At 66.7% G+C, this 25,418-nt stretch carries 30 protein-coding genes, 1 tRNA gene and 2 pseudogenes; 6 read left to right on the forward strand and 27 right to left on the reverse strand.

All coding sequences use genetic code 11. The features are described 5' to 3' along the window. Positions 1-63 precede the first annotated feature (63 nt). A complete protein-coding gene (locus tag DJ82_RS12245; protein WP_094527468.1) occupies positions 64-582 on the reverse strand; it encodes a hypothetical protein in 519 nt (172 codons plus the stop codon). Positions 583-869: 287 nt separating this feature from the next. Between DJ82_RS12245 and DJ82_RS12250 the strand changes: the two genes are divergently transcribed. Next, positions 870-1,106 carry a hypothetical protein gene (locus tag DJ82_RS12250; RefSeq protein ID WP_094581926.1) on the forward strand — a complete coding sequence of 79 codons (237 nt, stop codon included), beginning with the start codon at positions 870-872 and terminating at the stop codon, positions 1,104-1,106. On the opposite strand, the gene DJ82_RS14620 is transcribed toward DJ82_RS12250, so the two are convergent. From DJ82_RS14620 to DJ82_RS12265, 7 genes are all read right to left on the reverse strand, one after another. Next, a complete protein-coding gene (locus tag DJ82_RS14620) occupies positions 1,103-1,492 on the reverse strand; it encodes a hypothetical protein (RefSeq protein WP_143420555.1) in 390 nt (129 codons plus the stop codon). The two genes, DJ82_RS12250 and DJ82_RS14620, sit on opposite strands and share 4 nt — an antisense overlap. Before the next feature lie 118 nt (positions 1,493-1,610). Next, positions 1,611-2,399 carry a hypothetical protein gene (locus DJ82_RS14625; RefSeq protein WP_143420557.1) on the reverse strand — a complete coding sequence of 263 codons (789 nt, stop codon included), beginning with the start codon at positions 2,397-2,399 and terminating at the stop codon, positions 1,611-1,613. 90 nt (positions 2,400-2,489) lie between these two features. Beyond that, positions 2,490-2,798, reverse strand: a complete 309-nt coding sequence (locus DJ82_RS12255) for a hypothetical protein (protein WP_241881513.1) — start codon at positions 2,796-2,798, stop codon at positions 2,490-2,492. Beyond that, complete coding sequence (locus DJ82_RS14830; protein WP_158217306.1) at positions 2,795-2,971, reverse strand: hypothetical protein; 177 nt, start codon at positions 2,969-2,971, stop codon at positions 2,795-2,797. Before DJ82_RS14830 ends, DJ82_RS12255 begins: the two co-directional genes overlap by 4 nt. After that, positions 2,968-3,099, reverse strand: a complete 132-nt coding sequence (locus tag DJ82_RS15510; protein WP_275093924.1) for a hypothetical protein — start codon at positions 3,097-3,099, stop codon at positions 2,968-2,970. The genes DJ82_RS14830 and DJ82_RS15510 overlap by 4 nt, the downstream gene beginning before the upstream one ends. An 80-nt stretch (positions 3,100-3,179) precedes the next feature. Next, a complete protein-coding gene (locus DJ82_RS12260) occupies positions 3,180-3,473 on the reverse strand; it encodes a hypothetical protein (protein ID WP_094581927.1) in 294 nt (97 codons plus the stop codon). Continuing rightward, on the reverse strand, positions 3,470-3,790 hold the full coding sequence (locus DJ82_RS12265) for a hypothetical protein (RefSeq protein ID WP_241881514.1): 321 nt from the start codon (positions 3,788-3,790) through the stop codon (positions 3,470-3,472). Before DJ82_RS12265 ends, DJ82_RS12260 begins: the two co-directional genes overlap by 4 nt. Before the next feature lie 224 nt (positions 3,791-4,014). Here DJ82_RS12265 and DJ82_RS12270 point away from each other — a divergent pair, with 224 nt between their 5' ends. Continuing rightward, positions 4,015-4,884, forward strand: a complete 870-nt coding sequence (locus DJ82_RS12270; RefSeq protein WP_094581972.1) for a trypsin-like peptidase domain-containing protein — start codon at positions 4,015-4,017, stop codon at positions 4,882-4,884. 166 nt (positions 4,885-5,050) lie between these two features. On the opposite strand, the pseudogene DJ82_RS12275 reads toward DJ82_RS12270, so the two are convergent. Then, a pseudogene (locus DJ82_RS12275) lies at positions 5,051-5,661 on the reverse strand (tyrosine-type recombinase/integrase). A 202-nt stretch (positions 5,662-5,863) separates the two neighbouring features. Between DJ82_RS12275 and DJ82_RS12280 the strand changes: the two are divergent. Next, on the forward strand, positions 5,864-6,169 hold the full coding sequence (locus tag DJ82_RS12280) for a hypothetical protein (protein ID WP_094581928.1): 306 nt from the start codon (positions 5,864-5,866) through the stop codon (positions 6,167-6,169). On the opposite strand, the gene DJ82_RS14630 is transcribed toward DJ82_RS12280, so the two are convergent. From DJ82_RS14630 to DJ82_RS12305, 6 genes are all read right to left on the reverse strand, one after another. Next, positions 6,166-7,143 (reverse strand): hypothetical protein, encoded by a 978-nt coding sequence (locus tag DJ82_RS14630; protein ID WP_143420559.1) that lies wholly within the window; start codon positions 7,141-7,143, stop codon positions 6,166-6,168. The two genes, DJ82_RS12280 and DJ82_RS14630, sit on opposite strands and share 4 nt — an antisense overlap. Next, positions 7,143-7,370 carry a hypothetical protein gene (locus DJ82_RS12285; protein WP_094581973.1) on the reverse strand — a complete coding sequence of 76 codons (228 nt, stop codon included), beginning with the start codon at positions 7,368-7,370 and terminating at the stop codon, positions 7,143-7,145. The genes DJ82_RS14630 and DJ82_RS12285 overlap by 1 nt, the downstream gene beginning before the upstream one ends. Further along, positions 7,363-7,785: a hypothetical protein gene (locus DJ82_RS12290; RefSeq protein WP_143420561.1), complete on the reverse strand. Its 423-nt coding sequence runs from the start codon at positions 7,783-7,785 to the stop codon at positions 7,363-7,365. Before DJ82_RS12290 ends, DJ82_RS12285 begins: the two co-directional genes overlap by 8 nt. Positions 7,786-8,020: 235 nt before the next feature. Beyond that, positions 8,021-8,662, reverse strand: coding sequence for a hypothetical protein (locus DJ82_RS12295; protein WP_094581930.1), 642 nt, complete (start codon positions 8,660-8,662; stop codon positions 8,021-8,023). Then, positions 8,659-9,045, reverse strand: coding sequence for a hypothetical protein (locus DJ82_RS12300; RefSeq protein WP_094581931.1), 387 nt, complete (start codon positions 9,043-9,045; stop codon positions 8,659-8,661). Before DJ82_RS12300 ends, DJ82_RS12295 begins: the two co-directional genes overlap by 4 nt. Before the next feature lie 324 nt (positions 9,046-9,369). Next, positions 9,370-9,443, reverse strand: a tRNA-Tyr gene (locus DJ82_RS12305). Positions 9,444-9,595: 152 nt separating this feature from the next. On the opposite strand from DJ82_RS12305, the pseudogene DJ82_RS12310 reads away from it, so the two are divergent. Continuing rightward, positions 9,596-10,392: pseudogene (locus DJ82_RS12310) on the forward strand (hypothetical protein); the annotation flags it as partial. A gap of 194 nt (positions 10,393-10,586) precedes the next feature. Beyond that, positions 10,587-11,177, forward strand: a complete 591-nt coding sequence (locus DJ82_RS12315; protein ID WP_094558363.1) for an NAD(P)/FAD-dependent oxidoreductase — start codon at positions 10,587-10,589, stop codon at positions 11,175-11,177. Between the two features lie 43 nt (positions 11,178-11,220). Here the strand turns inward: DJ82_RS12315 and DJ82_RS12320 are convergent, their stop codons facing one another. The 9 genes from DJ82_RS12320 to DJ82_RS12360 all read right to left on the reverse strand — a co-directional run bounded on the left by DJ82_RS12320 (position 11,221) and on the right by DJ82_RS12360 (position 21,223). Continuing rightward, positions 11,221-12,459: an FAD-dependent oxidoreductase gene (locus tag DJ82_RS12320; RefSeq protein ID WP_094581932.1), complete on the reverse strand. Its 1,239-nt coding sequence runs from the start codon at positions 12,457-12,459 to the stop codon at positions 11,221-11,223. 186 nt (positions 12,460-12,645) lie between these two features. Continuing rightward, a complete protein-coding gene (locus DJ82_RS12325; RefSeq protein ID WP_094522498.1) occupies positions 12,646-12,879 on the reverse strand; it encodes a DUF2892 domain-containing protein in 234 nt (77 codons plus the stop codon). A 52-nt stretch (positions 12,880-12,931) separates the two neighbouring features. Further along, a complete protein-coding gene (locus DJ82_RS12330; protein WP_094581933.1) occupies positions 12,932-14,731 on the reverse strand; it encodes an FAD-binding domain-containing protein in 1,800 nt (599 codons plus the stop codon). Positions 14,732-14,919: 188 nt separating this feature from the next. Further along, entirely contained in the window at positions 14,920-15,792 is an 873-nt protein-coding gene (locus DJ82_RS12335) for a sulfurtransferase (protein ID WP_094581934.1), read from the reverse strand. 135 nt (positions 15,793-15,927) lie between these two features. Further along, positions 15,928-16,353: a universal stress protein gene (locus tag DJ82_RS12340; RefSeq protein WP_094522504.1), complete on the reverse strand. Its 426-nt coding sequence runs from the start codon at positions 16,351-16,353 to the stop codon at positions 15,928-15,930. 71 nt (positions 16,354-16,424) lie between these two features. After that, a complete protein-coding gene (locus DJ82_RS12345) occupies positions 16,425-17,399 on the reverse strand; it encodes a Gfo/Idh/MocA family protein (RefSeq protein ID WP_094581935.1) in 975 nt (324 codons plus the stop codon). A 59-nt stretch (positions 17,400-17,458) separates the two neighbouring features. Further along, a complete protein-coding gene (locus DJ82_RS12350; RefSeq protein ID WP_094581936.1) occupies positions 17,459-17,971 on the reverse strand; it encodes a GNAT family N-acetyltransferase in 513 nt (170 codons plus the stop codon). Then, on the reverse strand, positions 17,968-19,269 hold the full coding sequence (locus tag DJ82_RS12355; protein WP_094581937.1) for a TIGR00300 family protein: 1,302 nt from the start codon (positions 19,267-19,269) through the stop codon (positions 17,968-17,970). The genes DJ82_RS12350 and DJ82_RS12355 overlap by 4 nt, the downstream gene beginning before the upstream one ends. A gap of 88 nt (positions 19,270-19,357) precedes the next feature. Then, positions 19,358-21,223: a site-2 protease family protein gene (locus tag DJ82_RS12360; RefSeq protein ID WP_094581938.1), complete on the reverse strand. Its 1,866-nt coding sequence runs from the start codon at positions 21,221-21,223 to the stop codon at positions 19,358-19,360. A gap of 168 nt (positions 21,224-21,391) precedes the next feature. On the opposite strand from DJ82_RS12360, the gene DJ82_RS12365 reads away from it, so the two are divergent. Further along, positions 21,392-21,634, forward strand: coding sequence for a hypothetical protein (locus tag DJ82_RS12365; RefSeq protein ID WP_094522512.1), 243 nt, complete (start codon positions 21,392-21,394; stop codon positions 21,632-21,634). 89 nt (positions 21,635-21,723) lie between these two features. On the opposite strand, the gene DJ82_RS12370 is transcribed toward DJ82_RS12365, so the two are convergent. The 3 genes from DJ82_RS12370 to DJ82_RS12380 form a co-directional block, all read right to left on the reverse strand. After that, positions 21,724-23,442, reverse strand: a complete 1,719-nt coding sequence (locus DJ82_RS12370) for a methyl-accepting chemotaxis protein (protein ID WP_094581974.1) — start codon at positions 23,440-23,442, stop codon at positions 21,724-21,726. A 159-nt stretch (positions 23,443-23,601) separates the two neighbouring features. After that, positions 23,602-24,585 (reverse strand): 5,10-methylenetetrahydromethanopterin reductase, encoded by a 984-nt coding sequence (locus DJ82_RS12375; protein WP_094581939.1) that lies wholly within the window; start codon positions 24,583-24,585, stop codon positions 23,602-23,604. 24 nt (positions 24,586-24,609) lie between these two features. After that, a complete protein-coding gene (locus DJ82_RS12380; RefSeq protein WP_094581940.1) occupies positions 24,610-25,368 on the reverse strand; it encodes a coenzyme F420-0:L-glutamate ligase in 759 nt (252 codons plus the stop codon). Between the last annotated feature and the right edge of the window lie 50 nt (positions 25,369-25,418).

Raw genomic sequence — 25,418 nt, forward strand, 5'->3', positions numbered from 1 at the left:
GTGCGGATGCGGTCGCCGGCGAGAGCCGCGCTCTCGGGTGTCGGCGACCGGGACCCGATTCGATCACTCCTCGGTCGTGGTGCGGTTGTCGACCGTCTCGACCTCGGGGAAGAGGTACGGCGGCTCCGGCACCGGGACCATCGTGGTCTTCAGTTTGCTCGTCCCGTGGACCTCCTTCCCGAACTTGCGGTTGTGGCTCACGTCGGTCTGGATGCTGCCGCCCCACAGGCCGAACCCGGCGTGCGCCTCGGCGCTGACGTCGATGTTCGTCTCCCGTTCGGTGGTCGTCTTGATGTCCATCTCGACCTCGATGACGGCCTCCGAGAACCGGTAGAACGTCGGGAACAGCCCCGCCTGCAGCAGCGAGACGTCTATCGCGTCCGCCGAGGAGTAGGTGACGTCGCCGTTCGAGTCGATCGTCCGCGTGATCGCCGGGACGACCTCGATCTCGGTCTCCGCCAGCGTCTTGGCGACCTCGACCGAGTTCATGTCCAACTGGTTCTGTGCGTCCGCGATCCCCTGCCCCATGCTGGCCACCATCTCGGGGAACGGTACGTCGAGTAGCTCCTGTCCTACGGACATTCTTAAGTAATAATCACAATAGATATTAAACTAGTATGTAATAAATTAGAGGAGTTGTCACCGGTTTTTGTCGGCGTAACCGCGCTCGCGCCGTCTGTCGACGGCCCTCGGGTGTCACGAATTCTGGCTCAGCAGCGCAATCCGCGCTCAGCATTCGACTGAAATCCTCCGGTTCCTTCGGCCCCGTTTTTCCACCATCGTTTCCTGCGTCCTACGTGGCGGCACACCGCGGCCTATCAAGTGTTTAAACAAAGACATAAATCAGACGGGAGGAGTAACAGTGACACATGTCTCTGCTGGAAGCTTATCGCGCGGATCTGCGACAGTTGGTCGCCGCCCTCGACGATCGCGGAATCTTCCGACCCGGTGAACGTGAAGCGTGGGACGAGGGGATCGAGGAGGCCGACGACATGGCCGAGCTGAAGCGGACCGGCGAGGCGCTCCACGAGGCGATGGTCAACCGGGAAGGCGTCGAGGAGGTCGTTAGCGAGCATACCGAGGAGCGGACGCAGTCGTTTGTTTAGAGGTATCCTACAACAGTACTGATCATATCTACTACTCTTGTTTGGAAAATTATTGCAAACCCAACAACATAGGCAAGTACTGACTTGTTGTCTAAATAATTCCAGTCAGCGAGGTTGTTAGCTGCTAGTACGCTAAAAATCAGTATGAAACCCACCATTCTTTCAGTTCCTATCGAACGTCTTAGACCATCTAAAAGGTCGACGATTCGAGGTGTTACAAGGACAACAGACACAACGGAAGCCAACACTAACAACGGTGCAGCAACCTTGCCTTGAAAGCTACCACCACTCAAAAAGAAACCATCTCGGCCTTCGTAGAGCCATCCACCGAGGATTATCAATAAAAGCGCGGCGAGGATCTGTGAAATATATTGGTCAACAATCACATCAGAAATAATTTATCAGAATATACTTAAAACTCACGGGCTCGGTTAAAGCGCTCAGTATTTGACAGCTGTACACCTGGGGTATAGTCATTCAATGGAGTGACCGAGCGCGAGAACGTTAGGCTCTACACTGCTGCACTGCCTCAGAAAATGAACCCCCACGCTTTCCTACGACGTAATGCAGACCTTTTTCACCTGATTTTGTCTCAACCAACTCTTGAGTACCAATAAAAGAGATCTCTCGCGTTTCGGAATAATCTGATTCCAACGACGGCGGTGACAGTGTGCGCTCCTCTGTGAATTGTGCACCTTGAGCTGACCATCGATACATTAGCTCGTGCTCGTTCACAGGATTTGAATCTACCAAGACGTCACACGTTTCGAACTCTTGAGTAACAACAAACTCAACAGCCAGACGCTCGCCTTGGCCCAGCGAGCTTTCGGTCATCTCCAATACTTTTGTACAAGACATTTCTTGAATAGATAATTTTGACTGGGTACTGATCTCCAGTGAGTATCTATCGTGAAGCCAGAACTCTCCATATATCATCTCTCCTTGCGTGTTCGATTGAGCAATGCAACCCGGTGCATTCCATCGTAATTTTAGCCTGTCTACCGGGCGCTCATTTGTATTCGAGATCTCAATTCTATAGACATCGTAGCTCTTGTTCCAAACCAACCCGCTGAACTCTTCTACCGGTTCTCCGGGCGGGTAAAACTCACCTGTTTTCTCGATTGATGTTTGAACTTCAGGACCATCATGTACTCCAACAGACACAAGCAGATGTGCGATTGGAGCACTAATTAACGGAGACAATAGAGCCGTAATGATCACTCCGATTACAGCACCGAGAATAAGGTTGGTCCAGTTAGTATTATCCCTGATATACTCTAGGCGCTCTTTCACACTGGATTGAAAATAGTTTGGTCAACATTATGAGTGTTTCCCAAATTATAGAATATCTACTTCCAAAATTCTCATCGTTACTTCAGAACATCACCTGCTCTGCTCTTCGATTTGAGCCACCACTGGGTAGACAATGCGCTTCCAGAGCTCATCCAACGGTGTCGGAAGCGCAGTCGCATGTTCTATCGCGTCGTCAATAGAGACTACCCAGCCGAGCCCTGCGACGAATAACGCCACCAGCGTGCCGACGGAGCCGATTGCGGGGTAATAAGGCCAGATCGATCCAAATGAAAACAACGCACCAGCACCGCCGACCAACTGGATGATCAGCCTAAGGTACATATGGCGCGGCGCGAGGGCGTCCCCGTCAGGCTCCTCCTCGGGGTCGAACAGCTTCACGCCGGATCCCCTCCGTCGTCGGGAGCGTCAGCTCGGCGATCGTCCAGCAGACGCTTCCGAACCGTCTGAACTGCGGCGCCAGACCACACCTTCGGGTGAGTGAGCAGCGCGAGCACGAACATCCAGTTCGGCGGGCCGGTCGCGACGGCCCACTCGGCGGCGGCGTCGATCATAGTTTCCCCCCCTCCTCGAACACCTCGCGATGCGCCGAGACGCGCTCGACGAGACCGTTCCACTCGTCGTCCTGTTCGACACCGTATAGCGTCCGGCACCGCTTTCTCTGACCGAGCCAGAGCGCCACTGCGACCGTGAACGTCCCGGTCGTCGCGGCCGCCGTGACGATCGCCGCGGCGGAGACGACGTACTACACGAACGGGTCGATCACGCCGGGATCACCCCGCCGACCACCGACCAGAGCGGCCGCGTGTAGGTGTAGGCGACCCCGGCGAGCACGACCGAGCCGAGGCCCCACGCCCAGAGCGGCACGACCTCCCAGAGCCGTTCCAGCAGCGAGAGACCAACGTCTCCCGCCGCGTCCGCCGCGTCGTCGGGGACGTTGTCGGCGAGCTCGACCTTCGCGAACCGTCGATCGAACCGCCCGGTAAGGTGTTCGGCGTGGTCATCGCGGACCGCGTTGGCGTCGGATCTTGTGCCAAACTCCACGATCTCTGTCACGAGCGGCCCTCCACTACGTCGACGCTCAGCGGATCGAACTCTAAACACGGGTGAACGCGCACTTCACTGCCGATATGCGCCCCTTCCGCGGCTTCGCCGTCGGCGGCGTCGGCGCGCATCTCGTCGCGGAGTACTAGGGCGTCCTCACCGGTCGGATTGAGGTCGCAGTAGCGTTCCAGCTCCCCGTCCCAGTACGGCGCTGGGAGACGGTACTGGGTCGCCCGGCGGTAGATGTCTCGGAGCCGCGAGAGCGCCGTTTTCTCGCCCTCATCCTCCGGCTGGAGCGCGAGGGCGACGCCGGCTTCAGAGGCGTGCATCACGGGTACCCCCCGTTTTGAGCTGTTCGACTGTCGAAACGTCACTGGTCAAGGGGACCATATCCGCAAATCACGCAGTGTGTATAATTTTCTTATCACTGAATAAATAATTAAATAAATTATCAAAGTTTTGATATTATTTTGTTGGAGTCACAAAGAAAAAGTGAAATACAAATGTTCTATTTATCGGAACATATATGTAATATAAACGTAAAGTCATGAATATGAAGAGGTCTCGCAGAGAATTTCTCAAAGTCAGTTCAACAGGACTCGCAGCAGGGATCGCTGGCTGTTCAGACTCACAATCATCTGAATCTCAACCTACTAACACGTCATCCGGTTCTGGCAGTACAAAACAGGAGCTTCGAGCACAAATTGAAGAACTCGAAGCGACAATTGCAGCGAAAAATGCACGTATCGAAGAACTTGAGCAAGATGGATCCACGACATCACCAGCTCAAGAATTCTCTAATGACGTGTTCGAGCAAGCAGAAACGATGGCAAGGAACGCCCGGAATGGTATCGTAACGGTTCGTGGGGAGAATGGGTCTACTGGAACCGGTTGGGTTCTTGATTCCGATCGGGGTCACATCGTGACCAATTCGCACGTCGTCGTAGATTCAGCGTCTTTTTCGATCGAAACATTCGATGGAGAAACCGAAAGTGCCACTCGAATTGGGTATCACGAAGATATGATACCGGATGTTGCGCTTCTTGAGACCAATCTAGACGGATTACATGAACTCTCTATCGGAGACGAATCGACCCTTTCCAACGGTGATCCACTTCTGACGATCGGACACCCAGGTAATGTCGGTAATTGGATTATGAGTATCGGGCGACACGAGTCTTACGAACGTGGGATAGGTTGGTTACTTTCGACAGTCCCGACATCATCGGGAAATAGCGGGGGACCACTCTTGACAGTAAATGGGGACGTTGTTGGTGTTGTAAGCGGAGGAACTAGCATGGGTGAAAACCGTGACAGATATTCTAAGTCTGACAAACTGTATACGGAATTACCGTCGTCACGTGATTTAACGACGAGCGCCCCGGTAGCGACGTTAATGGAGTCAATTAATGAGTGGGTCTGAAATACAATAAATAATTCCAATCATATTGCAGTCTTATCCAAAATATAATTAGCTAAGTTTGGCTGGTCGACCTGACGTGAATTGGTTTTTTGCGAGATTCATCGGCGTATTTAGTATGAATACTGACATCAGCCACTGACAAAGGATTTAAAAACAATAGTGGGACTCAGACGCGGTCGATGTGGTCGTAGACCTTCTCGGTGGTCTGGATCGTCGCGTGTCGCAGCCGATTCCGCACGTCGTAGAAGGAGTGCCTATTCTCGACGTTGAGCATCCGGTAGGCGGCGCTGTGCCGGAGCGTGTGCCGCGTCACCTGTCCGGGTCACCTCGCCCGTGCAGCGTCATCGGCTTCATGTCGGCGCCGACGGCGGCCGCGGTGACGACGTTGCGAACGGACTCGGTCGTCATCCGGTCGGCCTGTCGCGACGGCCAGAGCGCTTCGGTGTCCTTCCAGCGGCCGGCGAGGTACGTCCGGAGCGTCCGAACGGTCTCGTCGGCCAGCTCGATCTCGGTGTAGCTCGGCGTTCGGTCGGTCGGGTAGTCCTTCTGTAGGTTAGCCGGAAGCGCGAGCACGCCGTCGTCGAGGTCGACGTGGTCGGCCACGTCAAGCGCCACACACTCGGCGACCCGGAGCCCGGAGTCGTAGAGTGTCGCGATCAGCGCGTCGTTGCGAGCCGCGAGGTACGGCGCGCTCGCTTTGACGGTCGCGGAGCGCATTCGATCGACCTGCTCCGGCTTCACCCAGACGGTCGCTTTTTCTTGAGTTTGGGTTTCCATTATTCGGGGTGTTTCGAGGTCGGTCGTTTATATACGGTACAACGCGGGGGACCGGCGAGTTTGGGTTTCTGTAACGAGAATCCCAAACTGGTCTTAGGCGTTGACACACCCTGCAGTTTCATGATCCGATCGAACCGACTCGCGCGGTCGCTCATGCGGTACCACCCCGCTTTTTAACAGCTCGGGCCGTGATCTTAGGTCGATGACACGTCGCGACCAGATTCAGAGTTGGCTTGAGGACGGCGGCTTCCTGAAGGCTGGGCTCGCACTGGGGATCAAGATCATTGTTGAACTTGGAATTGCCCTTGTGGTCGCGACTGGCTTCGCTACGGTTCTCGGCTTTCTGTTCGTCCCACCGACGATCACAGCGACGAGTATCACACTTGGACCCGGTTTCGCAGGTGTAACTGTTGATGAGCCCACGCTCCCGCGCTGGGTCGTCATCGCAATCGGGAGTCTGTGGATGTGGAACGGGCTTGGGGACAAGTGCTTCTGCCGACTGGTTTAGCGGCTCGGATCGCCCAACAGCGTGATCTGAACCAGCCCCTTGGCGGTGTCCGCAAGATCCGTTAATATCCGTTGGACCTCCGTTTTCCACAACCACCCAAGTCTGAGCCGTCTCCCGATCTTTTCTATCATGCTCTGCTTCCATTCCACGGAATGAGGCCCAGGCCTGTACAGAGGTACGTCTGAGGGAGACCCATTGGGAGGAGTAACTTGCCGAGTGGCAGATGCTCGTGGCGCGGTTTTCAGTAACCGCCGGGTTAGCCCGATCCCAGCAATCGCGAGTGAGTAATCGAACCGACGAAACGCCTCCCGATCGGCCGCAACAGCGACGATCACAGCACCCAGTCCAACAACTGGATCGGTGACCCGCGTAACCGCATACCCGACCCCGATAAACGTCCCGAACTGTACGCTCATACCGATGAGGACGAATAGACCCAACAGTAGCTGGCGCTGGCCGGAGCTCGGAATACTCAGCGTAGGCAGTCCCCGTTTGTTGCTGTCGCCCCCTGTCTCGATTTCGTTCGTGACAAAGATCGGCGCTGCAGTGGCGACTGCAACGAGGAATGGAACGAGGTACAACAGCCGGGTCGTCGGTGACACAACTGCGACTACGACAACCGGTAGGGTGCCAACTACTGTACCGACAGCTGCGGCCCCGGTACCGATCAAAAGCCGGCCGGCAAGCACACCTGCTGCGCCGACGAGTCCGAGATCGGGACGGACTTTCTCGCTCCGTTCTGGAAACTGAATGGACATCGCTGTCTCTGTACTCTCTATCATTGTAGAGCGGCTTGCTAAAAGCATCGGCAACGTCGATGTAGTTTTCAACCGGACCGTCGTCTTCGTCGTCAGCCATCCGGGGTGCGCTTCGATCTTCTCTGCGTTGAGGTGCGATTGGATGGGTCTGGTACGACATCTCGGCCCGTCCCAGTTCTCGCGGTCGGTATCACCCGCATCGCCAAGCGCACCCATCAGCGGCCCACCTCAACGTATTCGACGTAGTGTGCGGCGTTCTGCTCGTCGTGGTCGACGAACCGGGTCTCGCCCGGCTCAACGTGGATCCGCTCGCTGTGGTCACACGACAGGCACGGCACCTCGTAGATTCGGTGTCGCCGGCGATCGCCCGCTTCCTCAACATCTCTCTTCCCGCGCAGGTCGACGTTCGGCGCTGCGCCGACGACGTTCACCTCTTTACGCATCGCGAGCACCTCCGTCAGTACGCACGGTGCGGGCGAGATCGGCGAGCTCGTCAGGCTGCCGGATCACCAGCACGCCCCAGTTCGGCTCCACGACCTGCTGCCCACCGACGCGCTGGCGTTCGAGCGGGAGGATCACGCGCCGCTTCACGCTCCCCTTCGGGATGTTGAGCCGGTTCGCGACCCGGCTCATCGCGGTGTCGACGTCGATCCGCGACTGGAACGGCGAGGCTTCGTCGCAGAGCACTTCGTAGCCTCGGCAGACAACCGGATCGTCCGGGAGGTAGGCGGCCACGCTCGCCTCGTTGCTGTCGCGGTCCGCGTAGCTCTCGCGCAGCGCCGCCCGGATCGCCTCCGACCGCGACCCGTGCTCGTCTGCCGCGTCGTCGAGCGCGTCGAGGAGCTCGTCGGCGCTCATCGACTCACCTCGCTTCCGGTGACCTCGCTCGGCTCGGCCGTCCACGCGCAGCAGCGCGCGCGCCGCCTGCTGTTCGCCCGCACAACGCCCGTGCATGAGGGGGGACGCCGTTCTGACGACGCGCCCCCGTCTGTGTGACACGGACTGATTCCGGCAGTAGCGTTCTTGTTACCCCCGAAGACTGCTGAATCGGTCTGTGTGACACGGACGTTGTTTGTCACACGGATCACGGTGTTCATCGGTCCACCCTCTCGCCGAGCAGCCGGCGATCGTCGGTGACCCCGTCGCGACGTGCGGCGGTGCCGCCGTCGGCGCGGAGCTGCTGTTCGTGCTCGTGGACTTTCTCGCGAGCGACCCGGAGCCGGTTCGAGACCGTACCGGGCGACGAGTAGCCCTTCTCGCGCTGGAACTGGCGGACGCCCTTGTCCCCGAGTTCGCACGCCAGGTACGCCTCGCGCTGCTTCTCCGTGAGGTACGGGTAGCGGCGCTCGGCCGGGTCCACGGCGTCGAGGTCGCAGATACGGACCACTCGCCCGTTGATGTCCCGCTCCGGCGTGACGCCCTTCCATGCGGCCTTTCTGAGGGCGCAGAGGTGGACACAGGGGCCGTCGTTGTACTCCCAGCCCTTGCAGTCGCAGAGCCCGACGTGGTGGTCTCCCTCGCAGGCCAGGACGACGTGGTGCCACTCCTCGCCATCGGGGCTCTTGACTTTGAACGCGAGCCGCGACACGGTCTCGATGTCCGACTCGTAGGGGACCGCCTTCTTCCAGCTCGTATCGTCCGTGCCGGCGAGCCGCTCGAAGTTGATCGACTCGCCGATCTGCGTGTCGACGCGGCCGAACTCTTCGAGCCCGCTGCGGGATTCCGCCCGGCTCATGGCGGGGAACACCCCCGAACGAAGGTACCGACGCCACCTGCATGTCTATCGAGGATGTGATCCCGAACGGACTCCGCAACGTCCTCGGCCGGGACGGCTTCCTCGTGGATGTACTCCGATTCGACGGTGACCTCGGTACCCTCGACGATCGTCCTGGTAAGGACGTTGACGTGGTAGTATTGGTCGCCGCGTCTCTCGTAGCCGTTCCAGCCGGCGCTGTCGCTCCAGAGCTGGAGCCGCGCGTCGCAGTTACCCTCCTCGACCGGCCGAAAGAGCTGATCGACGCGCACCGTTTCGATCCGCTCGCGCTCGATCTCGACCGCGTCGCCGTCGATGTCGACAGCGACCTGTATCGCCTCGTCGCTGTCGCGCTCCGCACTCATGCTTCACCCCCGTCCACTGCAAAATTCGCAGGACAGCGTCGGGGGGTGTGATCGACCTTGTTGCACTCCGATTTTTCGGGGCGTCTTCCGAAAACGCGGACTAGTCGCTCACGTCTTCTACGGCGAAAGTACGACAAACCGGATTAGAGCCGGTACAGACGGAAAATTCGGATCCACTCTCCCCGAATTGAACTCACCGAGACAGTCCGGGCGTGCGGCTCGCTCCGCTCGCCGTTCCGGGCTGTGACTCGTCTGCTCAATTCGGGTCGATCGTCCCTCACGTTCAGCAACCGTTCGCTGTCGCTCACGGTTGCTGAGGTTCAGTCCGCCCTCCCCGAATTGAACGGGGGACAAGTCGATCTACAGTCGACTGCTCTACCAGGCTGAGCTAAGGGCGGTCACTGAAACATAGCCGCTGGATTCGACTTAAGGGTTCCCTTTCAGCGCAGGTGTGATCCGCCGTACCGCGGGCGCCTCGGGCACCGCCCGGCTCGCTCCGATCCCGCCCGCCGCGCGCGGTTTTTAAGTCGCTCGCGGCGGGAGCGGGCGTATGGCCGACGGCGACGACAGACAGGCGACGTTCGGGTCGGACGGGAGCTTGGAGACCGACACGACGCCGGACGCGACCGGCGACAACGACTTCGGCGAGCCGAAGGAGGCGAACGAGACCGACGGGGGGTACAACCGCTACGCCGTCTCCAGCCTGCTCCAGAAGGCCGTGCGCCGCTCCGACGAGGAGGTCGCCGCGTGGGCCGCCTGGGAGCTGGCGCGCTCCGGCTACGCGTGGAACCTCTGGGACCGCCTGAACCTCTACGTCGTCGAGGACCTCCGCGCCGGCAGCGACGTCGCGCTCACGATCCAGCGCTACGAGGAACTCGCTACCGAGCGCTGGGAGCCCGCCGAGTGGAAGGGCCGACTCTGCGCGATCCACGCCGCGCTGGCGGCCGCCCGCGCGCGGTCGACCCGCGAGGGCCCCAACGCCGACGAGTACTTCCGCGCCGTCGCCGACCGCCGCGCCGAGCCCGCGAGCGCGGCGAAGCGCCACGACTTCCGGTCGGCGACCCGAACCGGGGCGCGGTTTCGACCGATATTCGACGGGCCACGGCAGGGGCGAAGCTGGGGCGCGGCCGCGCTTCTTCCAAGACGCGCGGCGCGCGGGTCGACCGAGGGGAAGGCGAGCACAGCGCCCGCTGTCAGCGCCCTCGCGATGCGCTCCGACGCGACCCGACTACTCCGCCGCCCGAGCTCGACGCGCCGTCGAGCCGTGACCCGCACGACCCGTGGCCAAGCCCCCCCCGAGACGTCGGCGGCGGGACGACCGAGAGCGCGAGGGAGACCGGAACGCAGGGCGAGAGTCGGAACGGAGTACGACACGACGACGTTCCACTCTCAGACTTCTCGTCGTATGCCGCGGACCCGCGGACCAGCGGACCGCCGACCGCCGTCCGTCGACCGCCGACCGCCAATCGCCGATCGTCCGCTACCGCACCCGTGTCGCCGGTTCCGCCAACGCTTATCAGCCCGGCTTGGGAAGTGACGGCATGGCAGACGTAGCGATCGTCGGTGGCGGACCGGCCGGACTCAGCGCGGGGCTGTTCGCGGGCAAGAACGGGCTCGACGCGGTCCTGTTCGACACCGACAAGACCTGGATGCACAAGGCGCACCTGTTCAACTACCCCGGGATCGGCTCGGTCGGTGGCGACGAGTTCCTCGCGACCCTCCGCCAGCAGGCGGACGACTTCGGCGTCGATCGGAAGCAGGGCGAGGAAGTCACCGACGTCGCCGAGTCGGACGCTGGGTTCGCGGTGACGACCGAGGCGGGCGAGTACGAGGCCGACTACCTCGTGCTCGCCACGGGCGCGAGCCGCGACCTCGCGGAGTCGCTCGGCTGCGCGCTCGGCGACGACGAGACGGTCGACGTCGACGTCTCGATGGAGACCAGCGTCGACGGCGCCTACGCGACGGGCGGGATGGTCCGCGCCGAGGAGTGGCAGGCGGTCATCTCGGCCGGCGACGGCGCCGCCGCGGCCCTCAACATCCTCTCGAAGGAGAAGGGCGAGCACTACCACGACTTCGACGTCCCCGACACCGCGACCTCGGTGTTCGGCGACCTGATCGACGACGTCGAGTAGCCGGACTCGCCCCCGGCGCCCTCGCCGTCCGATCCCCGCCGTTTCAGTCGTCGTCAGCGGCGGCGCTCACGACGCCGGCGTCGGTCGGGTTCGCCCCGCGCGTTACGTTCGGACGAAACTCGTCGAGCCGAGCGGGGTCGTCGGCGCCGGGGAGCGGCTCCGTCGCGGTGTCGCAGCCGGCGTCGACGTCGAGTCGCTCGCAGACGCGGTCGGCCGTCAGCTCGGCCATCTCCCGGTAGGTCGTCAGCTTCCCGCCGACGACCGTGTGGAGGTTCCCGACGCCTTCGTCGGCGTGGTCGATCACGGTGAATCCGCGCGAGATCCCGCGCCGGTTCGATCCCGTCTCGTCCGGCGCGTACAGGGGGCGGACGCCCCACCACCGTCTCACCTCCGGGGCCTCGGCGACCGCGGGGAGCATCGCCGCGCACTCCTCGATCGAGCGCTCGACCTCCCAGTCGGCCGTCTCGTACTCGTCCGGGTCGTCGACCGGGACGCTCGTCGTGCCGAGCACGGCCTCCCCCTCGTGGGGGACGACGATGTCGCCGTCGTCGGGGTCGCGACACCGGTTCAACACCGGATCGAGCCCGTCGTACTCGACGGATATCATCACGCCGCGGCTCGGCGCCATCCCCACATCGACGCCGGCCAGGTCGGCGATCCGGTCGGCCCACGCCCCCGTCGCGTTGACGACGTGGTCCGGTCGGAGCGCGGCGTCGACGTCGCCGCCGACGCGCACGGTCGAGACCGCGCCGTCGGCCGTCTCGACGGCCTCGACGGGCGCGTCGGTGTGGACGGTGGCGCCGTGTCGCTCGGCGTCGGCCGCGTTCGCGGCGACCAGCCGAGAGGGATAAATCACGCCGTCCGGCACGCGGAACGCCTCCGCGACGTCGTCGGAGAGCCCCGGAACGACCGCCTGCGCCTCGTCGGCGTCGAGCCGCTCGGTCTCGATCCCGATCTCCTCGCAGGCCGCCACCTTCTCTTCGAAGTAGTCCGGGTCGTCGCCGCCGAGGCGGACGAACAGCCCGTCGGTCTCGCGGAGGCACGCCCCGGCGATCTCGCGGAGCGTCCGGTTCTCGCGGAGGCACTCCTCGGCGCCTCGGGGGTCGTCCTCCGCGTAGCGGGCGCCGCTGTGAAGCAGGCCGTGCGAGCGCCCGGAGGTGCCGCCGGCGAGCCCGCCGCGGTCGACGAGCGTCACGTCGACGCCGCGGAGCGCCAGGTCGCGGGCGACTCCGGCCCCGGTCGCGCCGCCTCCGATCACGAGGACGGTCGGGGTGTCGCTCACGATCGGCCACCTCGGTCGGCGAAGCGGTTCGCGCGCACGTACACGACAGTCATTGGTCTGCGTCGCAGGCTCATGTCACACGTTACGACTAGCCACACTTGAGGCTACCGTCGCCGGTGGTTCGAAACCGTCGAGAAGAACCGTCTCAACCCTTCTGTACGTGAAAGCTCGGACCGGTCGAGGGTCTTACCGGGAGCCGCCGGCCGACGCCGGGCACGTGTCGACGCCGAGCAGGGAGTAGAGCGCGCACGTGCCGGTCGCGGCGGTCCCGAGCATGATCAGCGAGACGACGCCGAGGACGGGCGCGGCCAACGCCGGCACCGGAACCGCTCCCGCGAGCGTCGCGAGCGAGGCGATTCCGAACACCGCACCGAGGGCCGTTCTGACGCGCTTGTCCGTGGAACCGACATTCTGGTTCATGATTCACAATACGGTACACACATGTAAATACGTTCCCACGCCGGCTCGTCGGTCAGCCGTCGTCGTCGAAGGCGCACAGATCGGTCTGACGACCGCGCCGACGCCCGTCAGCGGTCGCCTCGCCGGCACCGCCGCTCGCTTCGGCCCCTCGTTCCGAGGCCTCGCTCCCGTGCTCCTCCGCGATCGCCCGTGCGGCGTCGAGTCCGCCCGAAAGGGAGGCGCGGCGGGCGATCCGCTCGTCCGCCAGCCTAGCGGCGGCCTCGGGATGCGCGTCGTAGTACCGCCGCTGGAACTCCTCGCGGGCCGCCTCGAAGTCGATGACGGGGTAGGGGTACTCCTCGCCGATCGAGACGCCGCACTCAGCCTGAACGGCGAGCGGGGCGTGCTCGGGGCGGTCGAGGTGCTCGACTGGGAGCGGCTCCAGTTCGGGAACCCACCGCGCGATGAACTCCCCGTCCGGGTCGTGGTCGCGGACCTGCTTGCGCGGGTTGTAGAGCCGGAGCCCGGGGCGACCCACGAGCCCGCACTGCGACTGCCACTGCGTGTAGTTGATCGCGGCGTCCGCGTCGATCAGGTGCTCGTGGAAGTGGTCCGCGCCGATCCGCCACGGCTGCTGGAGGACGTGGAAGTAGACGCTCGCGCAGAGCGCCCGCATCCGGAAGTTGAGCCAACCGGTCTCGCGGAGGCAACGCATGCTCGCGTCGACCATGGGAAACCCGGTCTCGCCGGCCTTCCACGCCGCGACGAGCTCCGGGTCGTGTCGGTCCCGGTTGAATCCGGCGTACACCGGGTTGACGGCCTCGTCGAGCCACCCCGGCCAGTCGACCAGCTTCTGCCGGTAGTGGCGGTTCCAGAACAGCCGGGAGACGAACATCGACTTCCCCCGGCCGTCCGGCGCGTGCTCGTCGACGTACCGGTGGACCTCCCGAAGCGAGAGACAGCCGAACCGCAGGTACGGCGAGAGGCCGCTCGTGCCCTCGCGGGCGTCGACCGGCGAGGAGATGTTCCCGGGGTAGTCGCCGAGCCGCCCGGCGAACGACGCCAACCGATCGCGGCCCGCCGCCCGACCGCCGTCCGGCACCTTCGATTTCTCGGGGGTCACGTCGTAGGCGGCCGCGACGGCCTCGGGCGACGGAACGAACGAGTCGCCGGTGTCCGGGGACGAGTCGGAGCCCGATCCCGATTCCGGTCCGGTCGCTATCCGCTCCACGTCGACGCGTCGCGGGTCCCAGTCGTGCGCGTCGGCGGCCAGCCACGACTCGATCGCTCCCTTCCACTCCCGGCGCGAGCGATCGGCGTCGCGGACCAGTCCGTCGCCGTCGACGAACTCGACGCCGATCTCGTCGCGGGCGCGCTCGTCGCGCCGGAGTCCGTACCGACCGGTCACGCTCCGCGTCGCGACCACGTCCCAGCCGGCGTCGACGAAGCGACCGAGCACCTCGATCGGGTCGCCGTGGGCGTACGTCAGGCCCGGCGCGCCCACGTCGCGGTACTGTCGGTCGAGGTCGCGCAGGGAGTCGTGAAGGAACGCGATCCGGGCGTCGCACGCGAGGCCGCGGTCGCCGTAGAAGGCGGGATCGAAGACGAACAGCGGGAGAACGACGGGGTCGGCGTCCTCCGCGGCCGCCGTCCCGTCAGCGTCCTCCGCGGTCGCCGCCTCGTCGGTATCGCGCTCCGTCGCCGCGGCCGCGGACGCGGACGCGGCCGTCGCGAGCGCGGGGTTGTCCGCGATCCGGAGGTCCTCGCGGTGCCAGACCACGGTGCCGGCCTCGGTCGGCGACCCGGTGACCGACCGAATCGCCTCCGGATCCGGGACCGTCGGCGGCGTCGGCGCGTGGTCGTCCGCACCCATGTTCGATCCCGGATACGGGCTCTCGCCGCAAGGCCCTGTCGGCGGCGGCCCGGGTGGCCGGCAGACCCGGACGGCCGGCGGCCGACACCGCGGAGACCTTGCCGCCGAACGGGCGTGCGCGGCGTCCTCCTCGCTTAGTGACTTATTTAAATAGCGTCAGCGGGTCGACGGCGGCGACCGAGCGCCGCTTACTCGCCCGTCTCGATCGGCGCGCCGACGAGGTTGCCCCACTCGGTCCACGAGCCGTCGTAGTTACGGACGTCGTCGTAGCCGAGCAGTTCGTGCAGGAGGAACCACTCGATCGACGAGCGCTCGCCGACGCGGCAGTAGGTGATCGTGGACTCGTCGCCGTCGACGCCGGCCTCGCTGTACAGCTCGCGGAGCTCGTCGGCGCTCTTGAACGTGCCGTCCTCGTTCAGCGTGGTCCCGATCGGGACGCTGCTGGCGCCGGGGATGTGGCCGCCGCGCTGGGCCGTCTCGTTGAGTCCCTCGGGCGCGATGACCTCGCCGGAGAACTCCTCGGGCGAGCGGACGTCGACCATCGGGATCCCCTCCTCGATCGCCTTGTCGATGTCGTCCTTGTAGGCGCGGACGCTCTCGAAGGGGCCGCGGGCCTCGTAGTCGCGCGGCGTGAAGTCGGGCTCCTCGGTCGTGAGCGGGTAGTCGTTGGCGACCCAGTACCCCTTCCCGCCGTCGATAACGCGGACGTCATCGTGACCGTAGTACTTGTAGATCCAGTAGCCGAACAGCGCGAACCAGTTCGGGACGCGGCCGCCGCCGTAGACGACGACCGTCGTGTCGGCGTCGATTCCGGCTTCCCCGTTGCGGGCCGCGAAGTCCGCCTTCGAGACGATGTCGCGCTCCGTCTCGTCGGTGAACACCTCGTCCCACTCGAAGTTCAGCGCGCCGGGGATGTGCCCCTCTTCGTACGGCGTGTACTCCGACTCGTCTGTGACGGTCGGATTGTTGATCTCGACGAGCCGGTGATCGGAGTCGTCGTCCTGAAACGCGTCGAGGTTCGATTCCACCCAGTCCGCCGTGACGAGTACTTCCTCAGACATCACCTCATGTTACGCGGGCGACGGTTTTGAAGGCCCGGTACTGGTGGTCATTGCCGTCGTCTCTGACGCCGCGGCCGCCGCGGACGTCCTCGGTCGGCACTCCTCGCCCGTCGAGCGCGGCGATCGCGGCCGACGCTACCGGATCACAGTCACCGGCACGTCCGCCTTGTCGACGACGCTCTTCGCGACGCTGCCGACGACCTGCTCGCGCTCCTCGCTCAGCCCCCGGTGACCGACGTATATGGCGTTGACGTCCGCCTCGGCGGCGTAGTCGGCGATCGCGTCGGCCGGGCGACCGGTGAGCAGCTGCGTCTCCACGTCGATGGACTCGTCGCCGACCGCCTCCTCGGCGACCGTCTCGGCGTTGGCGAGGACGCTCTGGCCGGCCTCGACCGCGGCCTCCTCGCCCGGGAGGACGATCGTTCCGTCGACGAGCTCCGAGTCCGGCGTCAACACGTGGGCGATCTCGAGGGTCTCGTAGAACGCGACCGCCTGACGCGCGGCGTACCGGACCGCCTCATCGCTCTCAGTCGATCCGTCGGTGGCCACGAGATAGCTCATATCCGAAGGTCGCGGCGGCACGCATATAACTCCTGTCCGGCGTTCTCACGTCCTGCGGTTCCGGTCCGCCGTCAGCCGTCGAGGGCGACGCGGTCCCCGTCCGACGCGTGGATCGCTTCGAGCGCCGCCTGGACCCGGGTCGCCTCCCCGAAGGAGACGAGGTCGCCCCCGTCGCCGTCCATCGCCCGCGCGAACTCGGTCAGCAGCGCCGCGGTGGTGTCGCCGCGCTCGTCGACGAGGGTCCGCTCGCCCTCGCGGCCGCGGTCGCGAACGAGCCGGTGCCACTCAGTCAGCGAGAGCGACCCGTCGTCCCCGACGACCGTGACGACGTTCTCCTCCTCGCCCTCGTGGTCGCAGAGCAGGTCGATCGTCCCCCGAAGGCCGTCGGCCCGGAACGTCCCGACGACGTCGTCCTCGTACGCGTCCGGCCCCGCGTAGCCGACGTCCGCGCTCACCGCGTCGACGGCGACGAACAGCTCCCGGACGCCGAAGAGGAAGTGGGTCCCGACCTCCCGCAGCGGGCCGCCCTGTTCGCGCGACTCCAGCCACGCGACGTCCTGCCACTCGCGCGGCCACTGCGGGAAGCGGAACCGGAGTTCGACCCGGCGCGGGTCGCCGATCGCGCCCGCTTCGACCAGCTCTCGAAGCCGGACGAATCCGGGCGTGTACCGGAACGGGAGGTTCACCGCGGTCGCGAGGTCCCGGTCCGCGGCGAGGGAGCTCATCCGCCGGCCCGCCTCGGCGTCCGCCGCGATGGGCTTCTCGCAGATCACGTGGCGGCCGGCGTCGAGCGCGTCGGTGACCACCGCCTCGTGAGCGACCGGGGGGACGCCGACGTAGACGGCGTCGAGCCCCTCTCGCTCCGCGAGCGCCGCGTGATCGGTCATTGTCGCCGTCGACGCCGTGCCGTAGTCGGCCGCCAGGGAGGCGGCCCGGTCCGCGTCGAGGTCGCAGGCCGCGGCGAGCTCGTACCGATCGTGGGCGTCGACCGCGGCGGCGAGCCGGGTCCCGATCACGCCGCAGCCGACGATGCCGATGTCGTACATGGATCCGGGGAACGGGCAGGGAGGCTTGTACCTTCGGAAGGGGGTCGCGCGGCCGCGACTCAGTCGCGGTCGACCGGTCGCGCGACCATCTCGCCCCACGATTCGAAGCCGTGGCGGTCGTAGAACGCCCGGGCGCGCTCGTTCGCGGGGTCGACGTCGAGCACCACCCGGTCCAGCGGGAGCGACTGGTCGCCCGCGAGGTCGACGGCGGCGGCCATCAGGTCGTCGGCGACGCCCGTGCCGCGGTGTTCCGGGGCGACGTAGAGCTCGTTTATCACGGCCGCGTCCCAGATCATCGCCAGCCGCTCGGGAAGCACGAAGACGTAGCCGACGACCGACTCGCCCTCCCCCTCGTCGACCGCGACCGCCACGCACCGCTCGTCGTCGGCGACGCATCGCTCGACCCACGCCAGCCACTCCTTCCGGTACTCGTCGGTGAGCTTCCCCTCGTAGACGGCCGCCTTGTCGTCGCCGCCGGTGTTCGCGCCGAGCCCGCGCTCGAAGGCGAGCTTACACTCGTACAGGTCGTCGGCGTCGCTCGCGGGGTCGTACGGTCGAAGCGCGACGCTCACGCCTCCTCGCCCCCGCTCCCGGCCTCGATGTCGTCCCCGTTGCCGGCCTCACCCTCGTCCCCGCCCTCCAGCACGAACTCCGCGAGCGTCGGCACGAACGTCCCGATGTCGGTGACCATCCCCACGGCCTGCGCCGAGCCCCGGTCGAGCAGTTGGGTGACGGTCGCCGGGTTGATGTCGACGCAGACGGTCTTCGTCGTCGACGGGAGGCAGTTGCCGACGGCGACCGAGTGGAGCAGCGTCGCGAGCATGATCACGATGTCGGCCTCGTGGGCCTGCTCGCGGATCGCGTTCTGCGCCTCGACGGCGTCGGTGATCGTGTCCGGCAGGGGCCCGTCGTCGCGGATCGAGCCCCCGAGGACGACGTCGACGTCGCGCTCGACGCACTCGTACATCACGCCCTCGGTGACGATCCCCTCCTCCACGGCGGGTTCGATCCCGCCCGCGCGGATGATCTCCGAGATGGTCCAGATGTGGTGTTTGTGCCCCTTCCGCGGGTGTTCGAGCGTCTCGACGTCCATCCCGAGCGACGTGCCGTACAGCGAGCGCTCCAGGTCGTGGGTCGCGAAGCCGTTCCCGGCCGAGAGCGCGTCGACGTACCCCGCGGCGACGAGGTCCGCGAGCGCGTCGCCCGCGCCCGAGTGGATCACGGCCGGCCCCGCGACGACCATCACGGTGCCGCCCGAGCGCTTCACCGCGCGGAGCTCCGCGGCGACCTCGCGGATGGTGGACTCGGAGGGCCGCTCCGCGGAGACCCCGCCCTGCATGAAGCCGAAGGCGCCGCCGCCGCTCCGCGGGCGCTCCGGCGGCCGCACTCGGATCCCCGACTGGTCGGTCGCGATCAGGTCACCCTCCTCGACCGCGTTGAGCACCTTCGTGTGCGCTCGCGGCTCGCCGTTCGGACCGCCGTCCGGCTCCACGACCAGCGCGCAGTCCATCTCGATCCGCTCGACCTCGGTCCACTCCCCGTCGTACAGCACCTCGGTCGGGTGGTTCGTGGTGGAGTAGAAGTCGGGCGGCACGACCCTGTCCGCGGGGGCCGCGACGAGGTCCACGTCGGTCGGACTCTCGAGCACCGCGCCGTTCTGGTGGAGCTCGTGGAGGATCGCCCGGAGCGTCTCCGCGTCGTCGGCCGAGACCGTCATCCGGCAGTAGGACTCCTCATCTTCGTGTTTTCCCACGTCGAACCGCTCGACGTCGAAGGAGCCGCCGAGGTCCATCACGGCGCCGAAGCAGCGCTGCATCGTCCCGCTGTCGATGATGTGCCCCTCTATCTCGACGGTGCGTTCGTGGCTCATACCGCACCGTTTCGGCCCGCGGAGAAACCCGTTTCCCCTTCGGCGGGGACACCGCGGGAACTCCGGCCCGGCCGGCGGTCCCGGAGCCTCAGATCAGCCCGAGCGCCGCGAGGATCTGGTTGCCGAACACCATCGCGATCAGCCCGGCGAGCATCACGAGCCCCGACGAGACGGTGATCGTCCGGACCGCGGCGTGCCGGTCGGAGAGCGGGATCCGACTGATCACCGCCTCGGCGACCATCCGGAGGATCCGCCCGCCGTCGAGCGGGAACGCCGGGAGGCAGTTGAACAGCGCGAGCTGGATGTTGATCCAGCCGGTCCAGAAGAGGAGGTTCGCGAGCAGGAAGACCCCGCCGGCGAGCGCGCCGGAGGCCCCGTCGACGACGAAGAAGTTCGTCACGTCGCCGGTGAACCCCGCGAAGTTGAACGGGAGCCCGAAGAGACTGCCGAGCGGGAGGATGAGCGAGACGAACACGAGCCCGAGCGGCGAGTCGGTCAGGCCGCCGAGCGCCATTCCGTCGCCCGCGGCCTCGCCGCCGTCGCCGCCGAGCAGTTCGAGGTACGCGCCGGCGGGGTACTCGGAGACGCCGAAGTCGTCGAGCGCGAGCCCGCTCGATCCGGGGAACACCGAGACGCCAACGAACCCGCCGTCGCGGTTCGGGTGCGGGGCCAGCTCGACGTCGTACGTCTGCCGCTCGTCCGCGGCGTCGTAGGCGATCACCTCGACCGTCGCGCCGGGGTCGCGCTCGCCGAGGACCGCCGAGAGGTCTCCGGCGTCGTGGATCCGCTCCCCGTCGATCGAGACGATCGTCAGCGGCTCGCCGGGCGCCGCCCCGGCGTCGTCGAGCGGGCCGTCCTCCTGCACGCCGAGCGCGTAGGCGCCGATCGGGATCTCCGCGGTCGTCGCGTTGCCCCCGTCGCCGCCGGCGCTCCTCACCGACACCGTGGCTCGCTCCGCGTCGCCGACGGCCTCGTAGAAGCCGCGCTCGGTCGCCACCGGGTCGCCGTTCACCGACTCGACGGTCAGCGGCGCCTCCGCGATCATCACGCCGAGGGGGTTCCCGCCGGCGGAGCCGACCGCCTGCAGCGAGCGCTCGACCTCGACGGTGCGCTCCCCGTCGCCGTCGTCGGCCGTGACGGTCACCGTGTCGCCCGCGTCCGCGAGCGCGGCCTCGAACTCGGCGGCCGTGTCGACCGGCGCGCCGCCGACCTCGACGATCCGGTCACCCGCCGCGAGGTCCGCGGCCTCGGCCGGCGAACCGGGGTTCACCTCGCCGACGGCGTAGCCGGGCGCCGGCGAGATGGCGCCGGCGACGGGGCCGAACAGCAGCGCGAACACGAGCACCGTGAGCAGCGTGTTGGCGGTGACGCCGGCCGCGAACATCCGGGCGCGGGCGCCGCGGGAGACCGCCTGCGTCGCCTCCTCGTCCGGTTCGACGAAGGCGCCGACGGGCAGGACCGCGAAGAAGACGAGTCCCATCGACTCGATGTCGATGTCCTCGACGCGGCACAGCAGGCCGTGCGCGCCCTCGTGGACGACCATCGCGACCGCGAGCCCGCCGACGATCTCGGGCGCGACCGACAGCGGCAGGAAGTCGTTGACGCCGGGGATGATGAGGAAGTTCTGCGGCTGCCGGATCGCGGAGGGCTGAGCGGTGTTCAGCGCCGAGGCCGCCGACGAGAGGATCAGGAAGAACGACCCGATCATCGCGACGAGGGCCCCGCCGAGCCCGAGGTTCGCGAGCCCGCGCCAGAAGCGTCTCGGGGCCGCGAGCCGGTCGAGGAACTCCCGGCCCCGGAGCGTGCGGAGGGTCAGTATCGGACCGGAGACGCCGACCGACTCCGGCAGTATCCCGCGGTCCCGGAGCCACAGCGCGGCCGCGGAGTACGCGAGGACACCGGTGAGGACCCACAGGAGCGTGTTCTCGGCGAACAGGTCCGTCAACGCGTTCATTACCGTCACGTCCGTGTCCGTTCGGTGTAAGGCGTTCGGTTATCGGAACCGACTCGGCGGGGAGCAGCCGTCGCGTCGGCCCGCCTCCGAGCGGGGCGCCGTCCGTATTCCGAAGGGATAGCGGCCGAGAACTCAACACCCAAGTACCCCGCGGATCAACGCCCGTCCATGTTCGCGCTCATCGACTTCGTCGCGCGGGTCGTCGGCGACATCGGCCGCTTCCTCGACATCTTCCTGAACGACCTCATCCTCGGCGCCGGAGACCCGCTCTCGGCGCTGCTCGTCCTCGTCGGGCAGGTCCTGATCGTCGCCTCCGTGGCCGCGCTCGGCTACGCCGCGGTCGGCGCCCTGTTACAGGAGATCGGCGTGAAGATCCCCTCGCTCGGCGGTCGCGGTCGCTCCGAGCAGTAAGCGGGCGTCGACCTCACTCGCCGCGGCGACGTGGACCGCGGTCGCGACCGGATCCTCTGCGACGGCGTCGACCGCGGTCGCGACCGGGCTCAGTCGTCGGTCGAGGCCGGCCGCGTCCGGGCCGACGTCCCCGACTCCGACCCCGTCGGCCGCGGCGTCCCCGCGACCGGTTCCGCCGGCACCTCGAACTCGTCGAGCCTCGCGAGGAGTTCGTCGGACCGGTCGGAGAGCGCGTGCGCGCTGTCGGTCGCCTCGGAGACGCTCGCGGTCTGTTGCGCCGCCGCCGCGGCGACGGTCTCGGCCTCGCTCGCGGTCTGGCCGCTCACCGCCGCCACGTCCTCGACCATGTCGACGACCTCCTGGGTCGTCCGGGCCTGGTCGTCGGTCGCCTCGCTGATCTCCTGAACCGTCTCGTCGACCACGGTCACGTCCTCGACGACCTCCTCGAACTCTCGGAGGGTCGACTCGACCGCGCCGACGCTCTCGGACACCTGCGACTCCATCGCGTCGACGTCGGCCGCCGTGTCGGTCGACACCGACTGTATGCCGTCGATCCGGTCCGAGATCGCCGCCGCCTCGGCCCGGGTCTCCTCCGCGAGCGCCTTCACTTCGTCGGCGACGACCGCGAACCCGTCGCCGGAGCCGTCGGCCCGAGCGGCCTCGATCGAGGCGTTCAGCGCGAGCAGGTTCGTCTCCTCCGCGATCCCGTCGATCACGGCCGCGATCTCGTCGATCTCGTCGATCCGGTCGACGAGGCTTTCGACGGCGGTCGCCGTCTCCCCGATCCGCGCTTCGAGGGCCTCCAGTTCGGCGATCGCCTCGGCGGCCTCCTCCCGGCCGGCTCGACCGCGGTCCGCGGCGCTCCGGGCCGTCGTCGCCGCGTCGTCGGCGGAGGCGGCGATCTCCTCGACGGTCGCCGACAGCGTGCTCATCTCCGCCGAGACGGCGTCCAGGTCGTCCGTCTGCTCGCTCGCGCCGTCGGATATCTCCCGTACCGACCGCGCGACCTCCTCGGACGCGTCGTCGACCTCGTCCATGCTCGCCCGCACGTCGTCGCTCGACGCCGCGACGCCCTCGGTGAACGACCGGACCTCGCCGATCGTCTCGCCGACCGTCGCGACGAGTCGGTTGTAGTTCCCGACGAGCTCGGCGTACCGGTCGTCGTCGGTGCCGAGCGACTCGGCGTCGATCGTCGCGGTGAGGTCGCCCGCCTGCGCGCGCTCGGCGGCGTCTCCGAACGCGCCGACGACCGACTCCAGTTCTGTCGTGTACGCCGCCATGTTCGCGGCCATCTCGTCTAAGGCGTCGCCGAACTCCCCCGGGACCTCCTCGTCGAGGACCGGGTCGTCGAACTCCTGCGCGGCGAGCGCCTCGGCCTGCGCCGAGACGGTCCCCAAGTAGCGTTCGACCTCGACGAACGAGCGGACGAGGCCGCCGATCTCGTCGGGCTGGTCGCGGCCCACGGGTCCGTGAGAACGATCGCGGACAACCCGCTCGTCAGAACGATCGCGGCCCACCGGCTCGTCCGCCTGATCGCCGGACCCGTCACGACGGACGTCGCCCGCCGCGATCGAGTCGGCTCCGGCTTCGAGGCGTCGGAGCGGCGCGACGAAGTCCCGGCGCACGATGAGCAGCGTGTTGTAGATCGCCGCGATCGCCCCGAGGAACAGCGTGCCGGAGACCGCGGACGCGAGGGCCCCGGAGAGGACGAACGGGGTGAGGAAGATGCCGACGGTGACGAGGAACTGGATGCCGACGGCCGTCAGGATTTTGCGCTCTATCGACTCGGAGACGCCGAGGCGGTCCATCGTGGCCCAGAGGAGGGCCTCGTACCGCTCGCGAACTCCCCGGCGTCGCTCTCGGTCGCTCGACATGATCCGAACTGGGCCGAAGCGGCTTAAGAACCTCTGCCCCGAGTTCTCAGGAGCGATTCTCGATTCTCGGACCGCGGGAGCGCGGGGGGCGAGTTAAAAGAGGCCGTCGACGGTCTCGGCCGCGAGGTCGACCGCCGACTCCAGGTCCGGGCCGAGCGGCGAGCCGACGACGAGCCCGTCGGCGTGGTCGGCCACGGCCGCCGCGCGCTCGCGGACGGTCGCCGGCGAGCCGGCCATGCAGAACGCGTCGACCATCGCCGGCGTCACCAGGTCGAACGCCGCCGAGAACTCGCCCGCGGAGACGCGCTCGCCGATTTCGGACGCCGCGTCCGGGTCGATCCCGTGACGCTTCAACACCGGCGGCGCCGCGCCCGCAGTTATAAAGGCGACCGGGGGTCGGGCGGCCTCGCGGGCCGCGTCCTCGTCCTCGTCGATCGAGACCGCGGCGTACGCGATCAGGTCGAAGCCGCCGCGGTGATCCGGCCGGTCGGCGAGCCCGTCGTCGACCTGCTCGCGGGCCCACTCGAGGTCCTTCGGGTGCGAGCCGTTGTACAGCAGGCCGTCCGCGTGCTTCGCCGCCATCCGGCACATGTGCGGGCCCTCGCCGCCGACGTGGATCGGGATGTCCGCGCCCTGCGGCGGCTCGTAGTTGAGCCCCGCCTCGCTGGCGTCGAACGTGCCGTCGTGGTCGACGCGCTCGCCTGCCCACAGCTTCTGCGCGGTCTTGAACGCCTCCAGCACGGAGCGGAGCCCGCGCTCGTCGGCGAGCCCGAGGTTCGCCAGCGTGGAGGGGTCGCCGGGGCCGAGCCCGAAGACGGCGCGTCCTTCGGAGAGCTCGTCGACGGCGGCGACCCGGGAGGCGAGCGTCACGGGGTGGGTCTCGTAGGGGTTCGCGACGCCCGGGCCGATCCGGACCGACTCCGTGGCGGTCGCGAGCTGCGAGAGGAACGCCCACGGGTCGCGGTTGTTGTAGTGACACGTCGAGTAGACGGCGTCGTAGCCGGCCTCCTCGGCGCGGACGCCGAGGTCGACGAGGCGGTGCAGGTCGTGTTCGGGGGTGAGTTCGATACCGAGCATGTCAGTTGTCCTCGTAGCTCCGGTTCAGCTGTCCTCGTAGCTCCAGTCGCGCAGCGCCTGCCGGACGAAGTCGCCCGCGACCTCGCGGAAGTGGTTTTCAGAGCCCTCGTGGTCGCCGAACGTCCAGTCCCGGACGACGACGACCGGCGTCCCGCCGTCGCCCTCGCCGGCGACGAGGTTCGCCGCCGCGGCGAGCTCGTCGATGACGTTCTGGACGGTGACGCCCATCTCCCGGCCGTCGCGGTCCCGCTCGCCGCGCCAGTCGCGGCTCGCCGGCAGGCCGGCCCAGCCGATCGCGACCCCGCGCTGGCCGTGGCGGAACGGTCGCCCGCAGGTGTCGCTGACGACCACCCGGTCGGCCGCGAGCTCCTCGCGGATCCGCTCCGCGCTCTCGGAGGGGCGCTCCGGGAGCAGCAGCAGGTCGCCGTCGGGGACGTTCGACCGGTCGATCCCGGCGTTGACGCCGATGTGGCCGAAGCGCGTCGCCGTCAGGAGGAACGGCGCCTCCATGATGAGCTCCGTCGACTCCTCGATGACGGCCTGCGCGAAGCGCGGGTCCTTCTCCTCGCCCGAGAGCTCCGCGAGCCGGTCGCCGACCTCGTTCGCGCGCGGCCCGGCCGGAAAGTCGGAGAGGTCGAACGTCCGTCCCTCGGCCTTGGAGACGACGGTGCTGGCGACGACGACGACGTCGTCCTCGCGGAGGTCGACGCGCTCGTCGATCATGGCCGCGAGGTCGTCTCCCTCCCGGATCTCCGGGAGGTCCGGGACGGCGAACAGCTCCATACGGACTCCTGCGGGGCGACGAGGAAAAACCCCGCCGGTACCGGGCCGGT

Source organism: Halorubrum sp. Ib24, assembly GCF_002252745.1.
Lineage (GTDB): Archaea > Halobacteriota > Halobacteria > Halobacteriales > Haloferacaceae > Halorubrum.

Excerpts from the sequence above, each read along its gene's own strand:
- DJ82_RS12245 (WP_094527468.1), bottom strand. The coding sequence starts at position 582 with ATGTCCGTAGGACAGGAGCTACTCGACGTACCGTTCCCCGAGATGGTG.
- DJ82_RS12250 (WP_094581926.1), top strand. The coding sequence starts at position 870 with ATGTCTCTGCTGGAAGCTTATCGCGCGGATCTGCGACAGTTGGTCGCC.
- DJ82_RS14830 (WP_158217306.1), bottom strand. The coding sequence starts at position 2,971 with ATGATCGACGCCGCCGCCGAGTGGGCCGTCGCGACCGGCCCGCCGAAC.
- DJ82_RS12265 (WP_241881514.1), bottom strand. The coding sequence starts at position 3,790 with ATGCACGCCTCTGAAGCCGGCGTCGCCCTCGCGCTCCAGCCGGAGGAT.
- DJ82_RS12270 (WP_094581972.1), top strand. The coding sequence starts at position 4,015 with ATGAAGAGGTCTCGCAGAGAATTTCTCAAAGTCAGTTCAACAGGACTC.
- DJ82_RS12280 (WP_094581928.1), top strand. The coding sequence starts at position 5,864 with ATGACACGTCGCGACCAGATTCAGAGTTGGCTTGAGGACGGCGGCTTC.
- DJ82_RS14630 (WP_143420559.1), bottom strand. The coding sequence starts at position 7,143 with ATGGGTGCGCTTGGCGATGCGGGTGATACCGACCGCGAGAACTGGGAC.
- DJ82_RS12285 (WP_094581973.1), bottom strand. The coding sequence starts at position 7,370 with ATGCGTAAAGAGGTGAACGTCGTCGGCGCAGCGCCGAACGTCGACCTG.
- DJ82_RS12290 (WP_143420561.1), bottom strand. The coding sequence starts at position 7,785 with ATGAGCGCCGACGAGCTCCTCGACGCGCTCGACGACGCGGCAGACGAG.
- DJ82_RS12295 (WP_094581930.1), bottom strand. The coding sequence starts at position 8,662 with ATGAGCCGGGCGGAATCCCGCAGCGGGCTCGAAGAGTTCGGCCGCGTC.
- DJ82_RS12300 (WP_094581931.1), bottom strand. The coding sequence starts at position 9,045 with ATGAGTGCGGAGCGCGACAGCGACGAGGCGATACAGGTCGCTGTCGAC.
- DJ82_RS12315 (WP_094558363.1), top strand. The coding sequence starts at position 10,587 with ATGGCAGACGTAGCGATCGTCGGTGGCGGACCGGCCGGACTCAGCGCG.
- DJ82_RS12325 (WP_094522498.1), bottom strand. The coding sequence starts at position 12,879 with ATGAACCAGAATGTCGGTTCCACGGACAAGCGCGTCAGAACGGCCCTC.
- DJ82_RS12330 (WP_094581933.1), bottom strand. The coding sequence starts at position 14,731 with ATGGGTGCGGACGACCACGCGCCGACGCCGCCGACGGTCCCGGATCCG.
- DJ82_RS12335 (WP_094581934.1), bottom strand. The coding sequence starts at position 15,792 with ATGTCTGAGGAAGTACTCGTCACGGCGGACTGGGTGGAATCGAACCTC.
- DJ82_RS12340 (WP_094522504.1), bottom strand. The coding sequence starts at position 16,353 with ATGAGCTATCTCGTGGCCACCGACGGATCGACTGAGAGCGATGAGGCG.
- DJ82_RS12345 (WP_094581935.1), bottom strand. The coding sequence starts at position 17,399 with ATGTACGACATCGGCATCGTCGGCTGCGGCGTGATCGGGACCCGGCTC.
- DJ82_RS12355 (WP_094581937.1), bottom strand. The coding sequence starts at position 19,269 with ATGAGCCACGAACGCACCGTCGAGATAGAGGGGCACATCATCGACAGC.
- DJ82_RS12360 (WP_094581938.1), bottom strand. The coding sequence starts at position 21,223 with ATGAACGCGTTGACGGACCTGTTCGCCGAGAACACGCTCCTGTGGGTC.
- DJ82_RS12365 (WP_094522512.1), top strand. The coding sequence starts at position 21,392 with ATGTTCGCGCTCATCGACTTCGTCGCGCGGGTCGTCGGCGACATCGGC.
- DJ82_RS12370 (WP_094581974.1), bottom strand. The coding sequence starts at position 23,442 with ATGGACCGCCTCGGCGTCTCCGAGTCGATAGAGCGCAAAATCCTGACG.
- DJ82_RS12375 (WP_094581939.1), bottom strand. The coding sequence starts at position 24,585 with ATGCTCGGTATCGAACTCACCCCCGAACACGACCTGCACCGCCTCGTC.
- DJ82_RS12380 (WP_094581940.1), bottom strand. The coding sequence starts at position 25,368 with ATGGAGCTGTTCGCCGTCCCGGACCTCCCGGAGATCCGGGAGGGAGAC.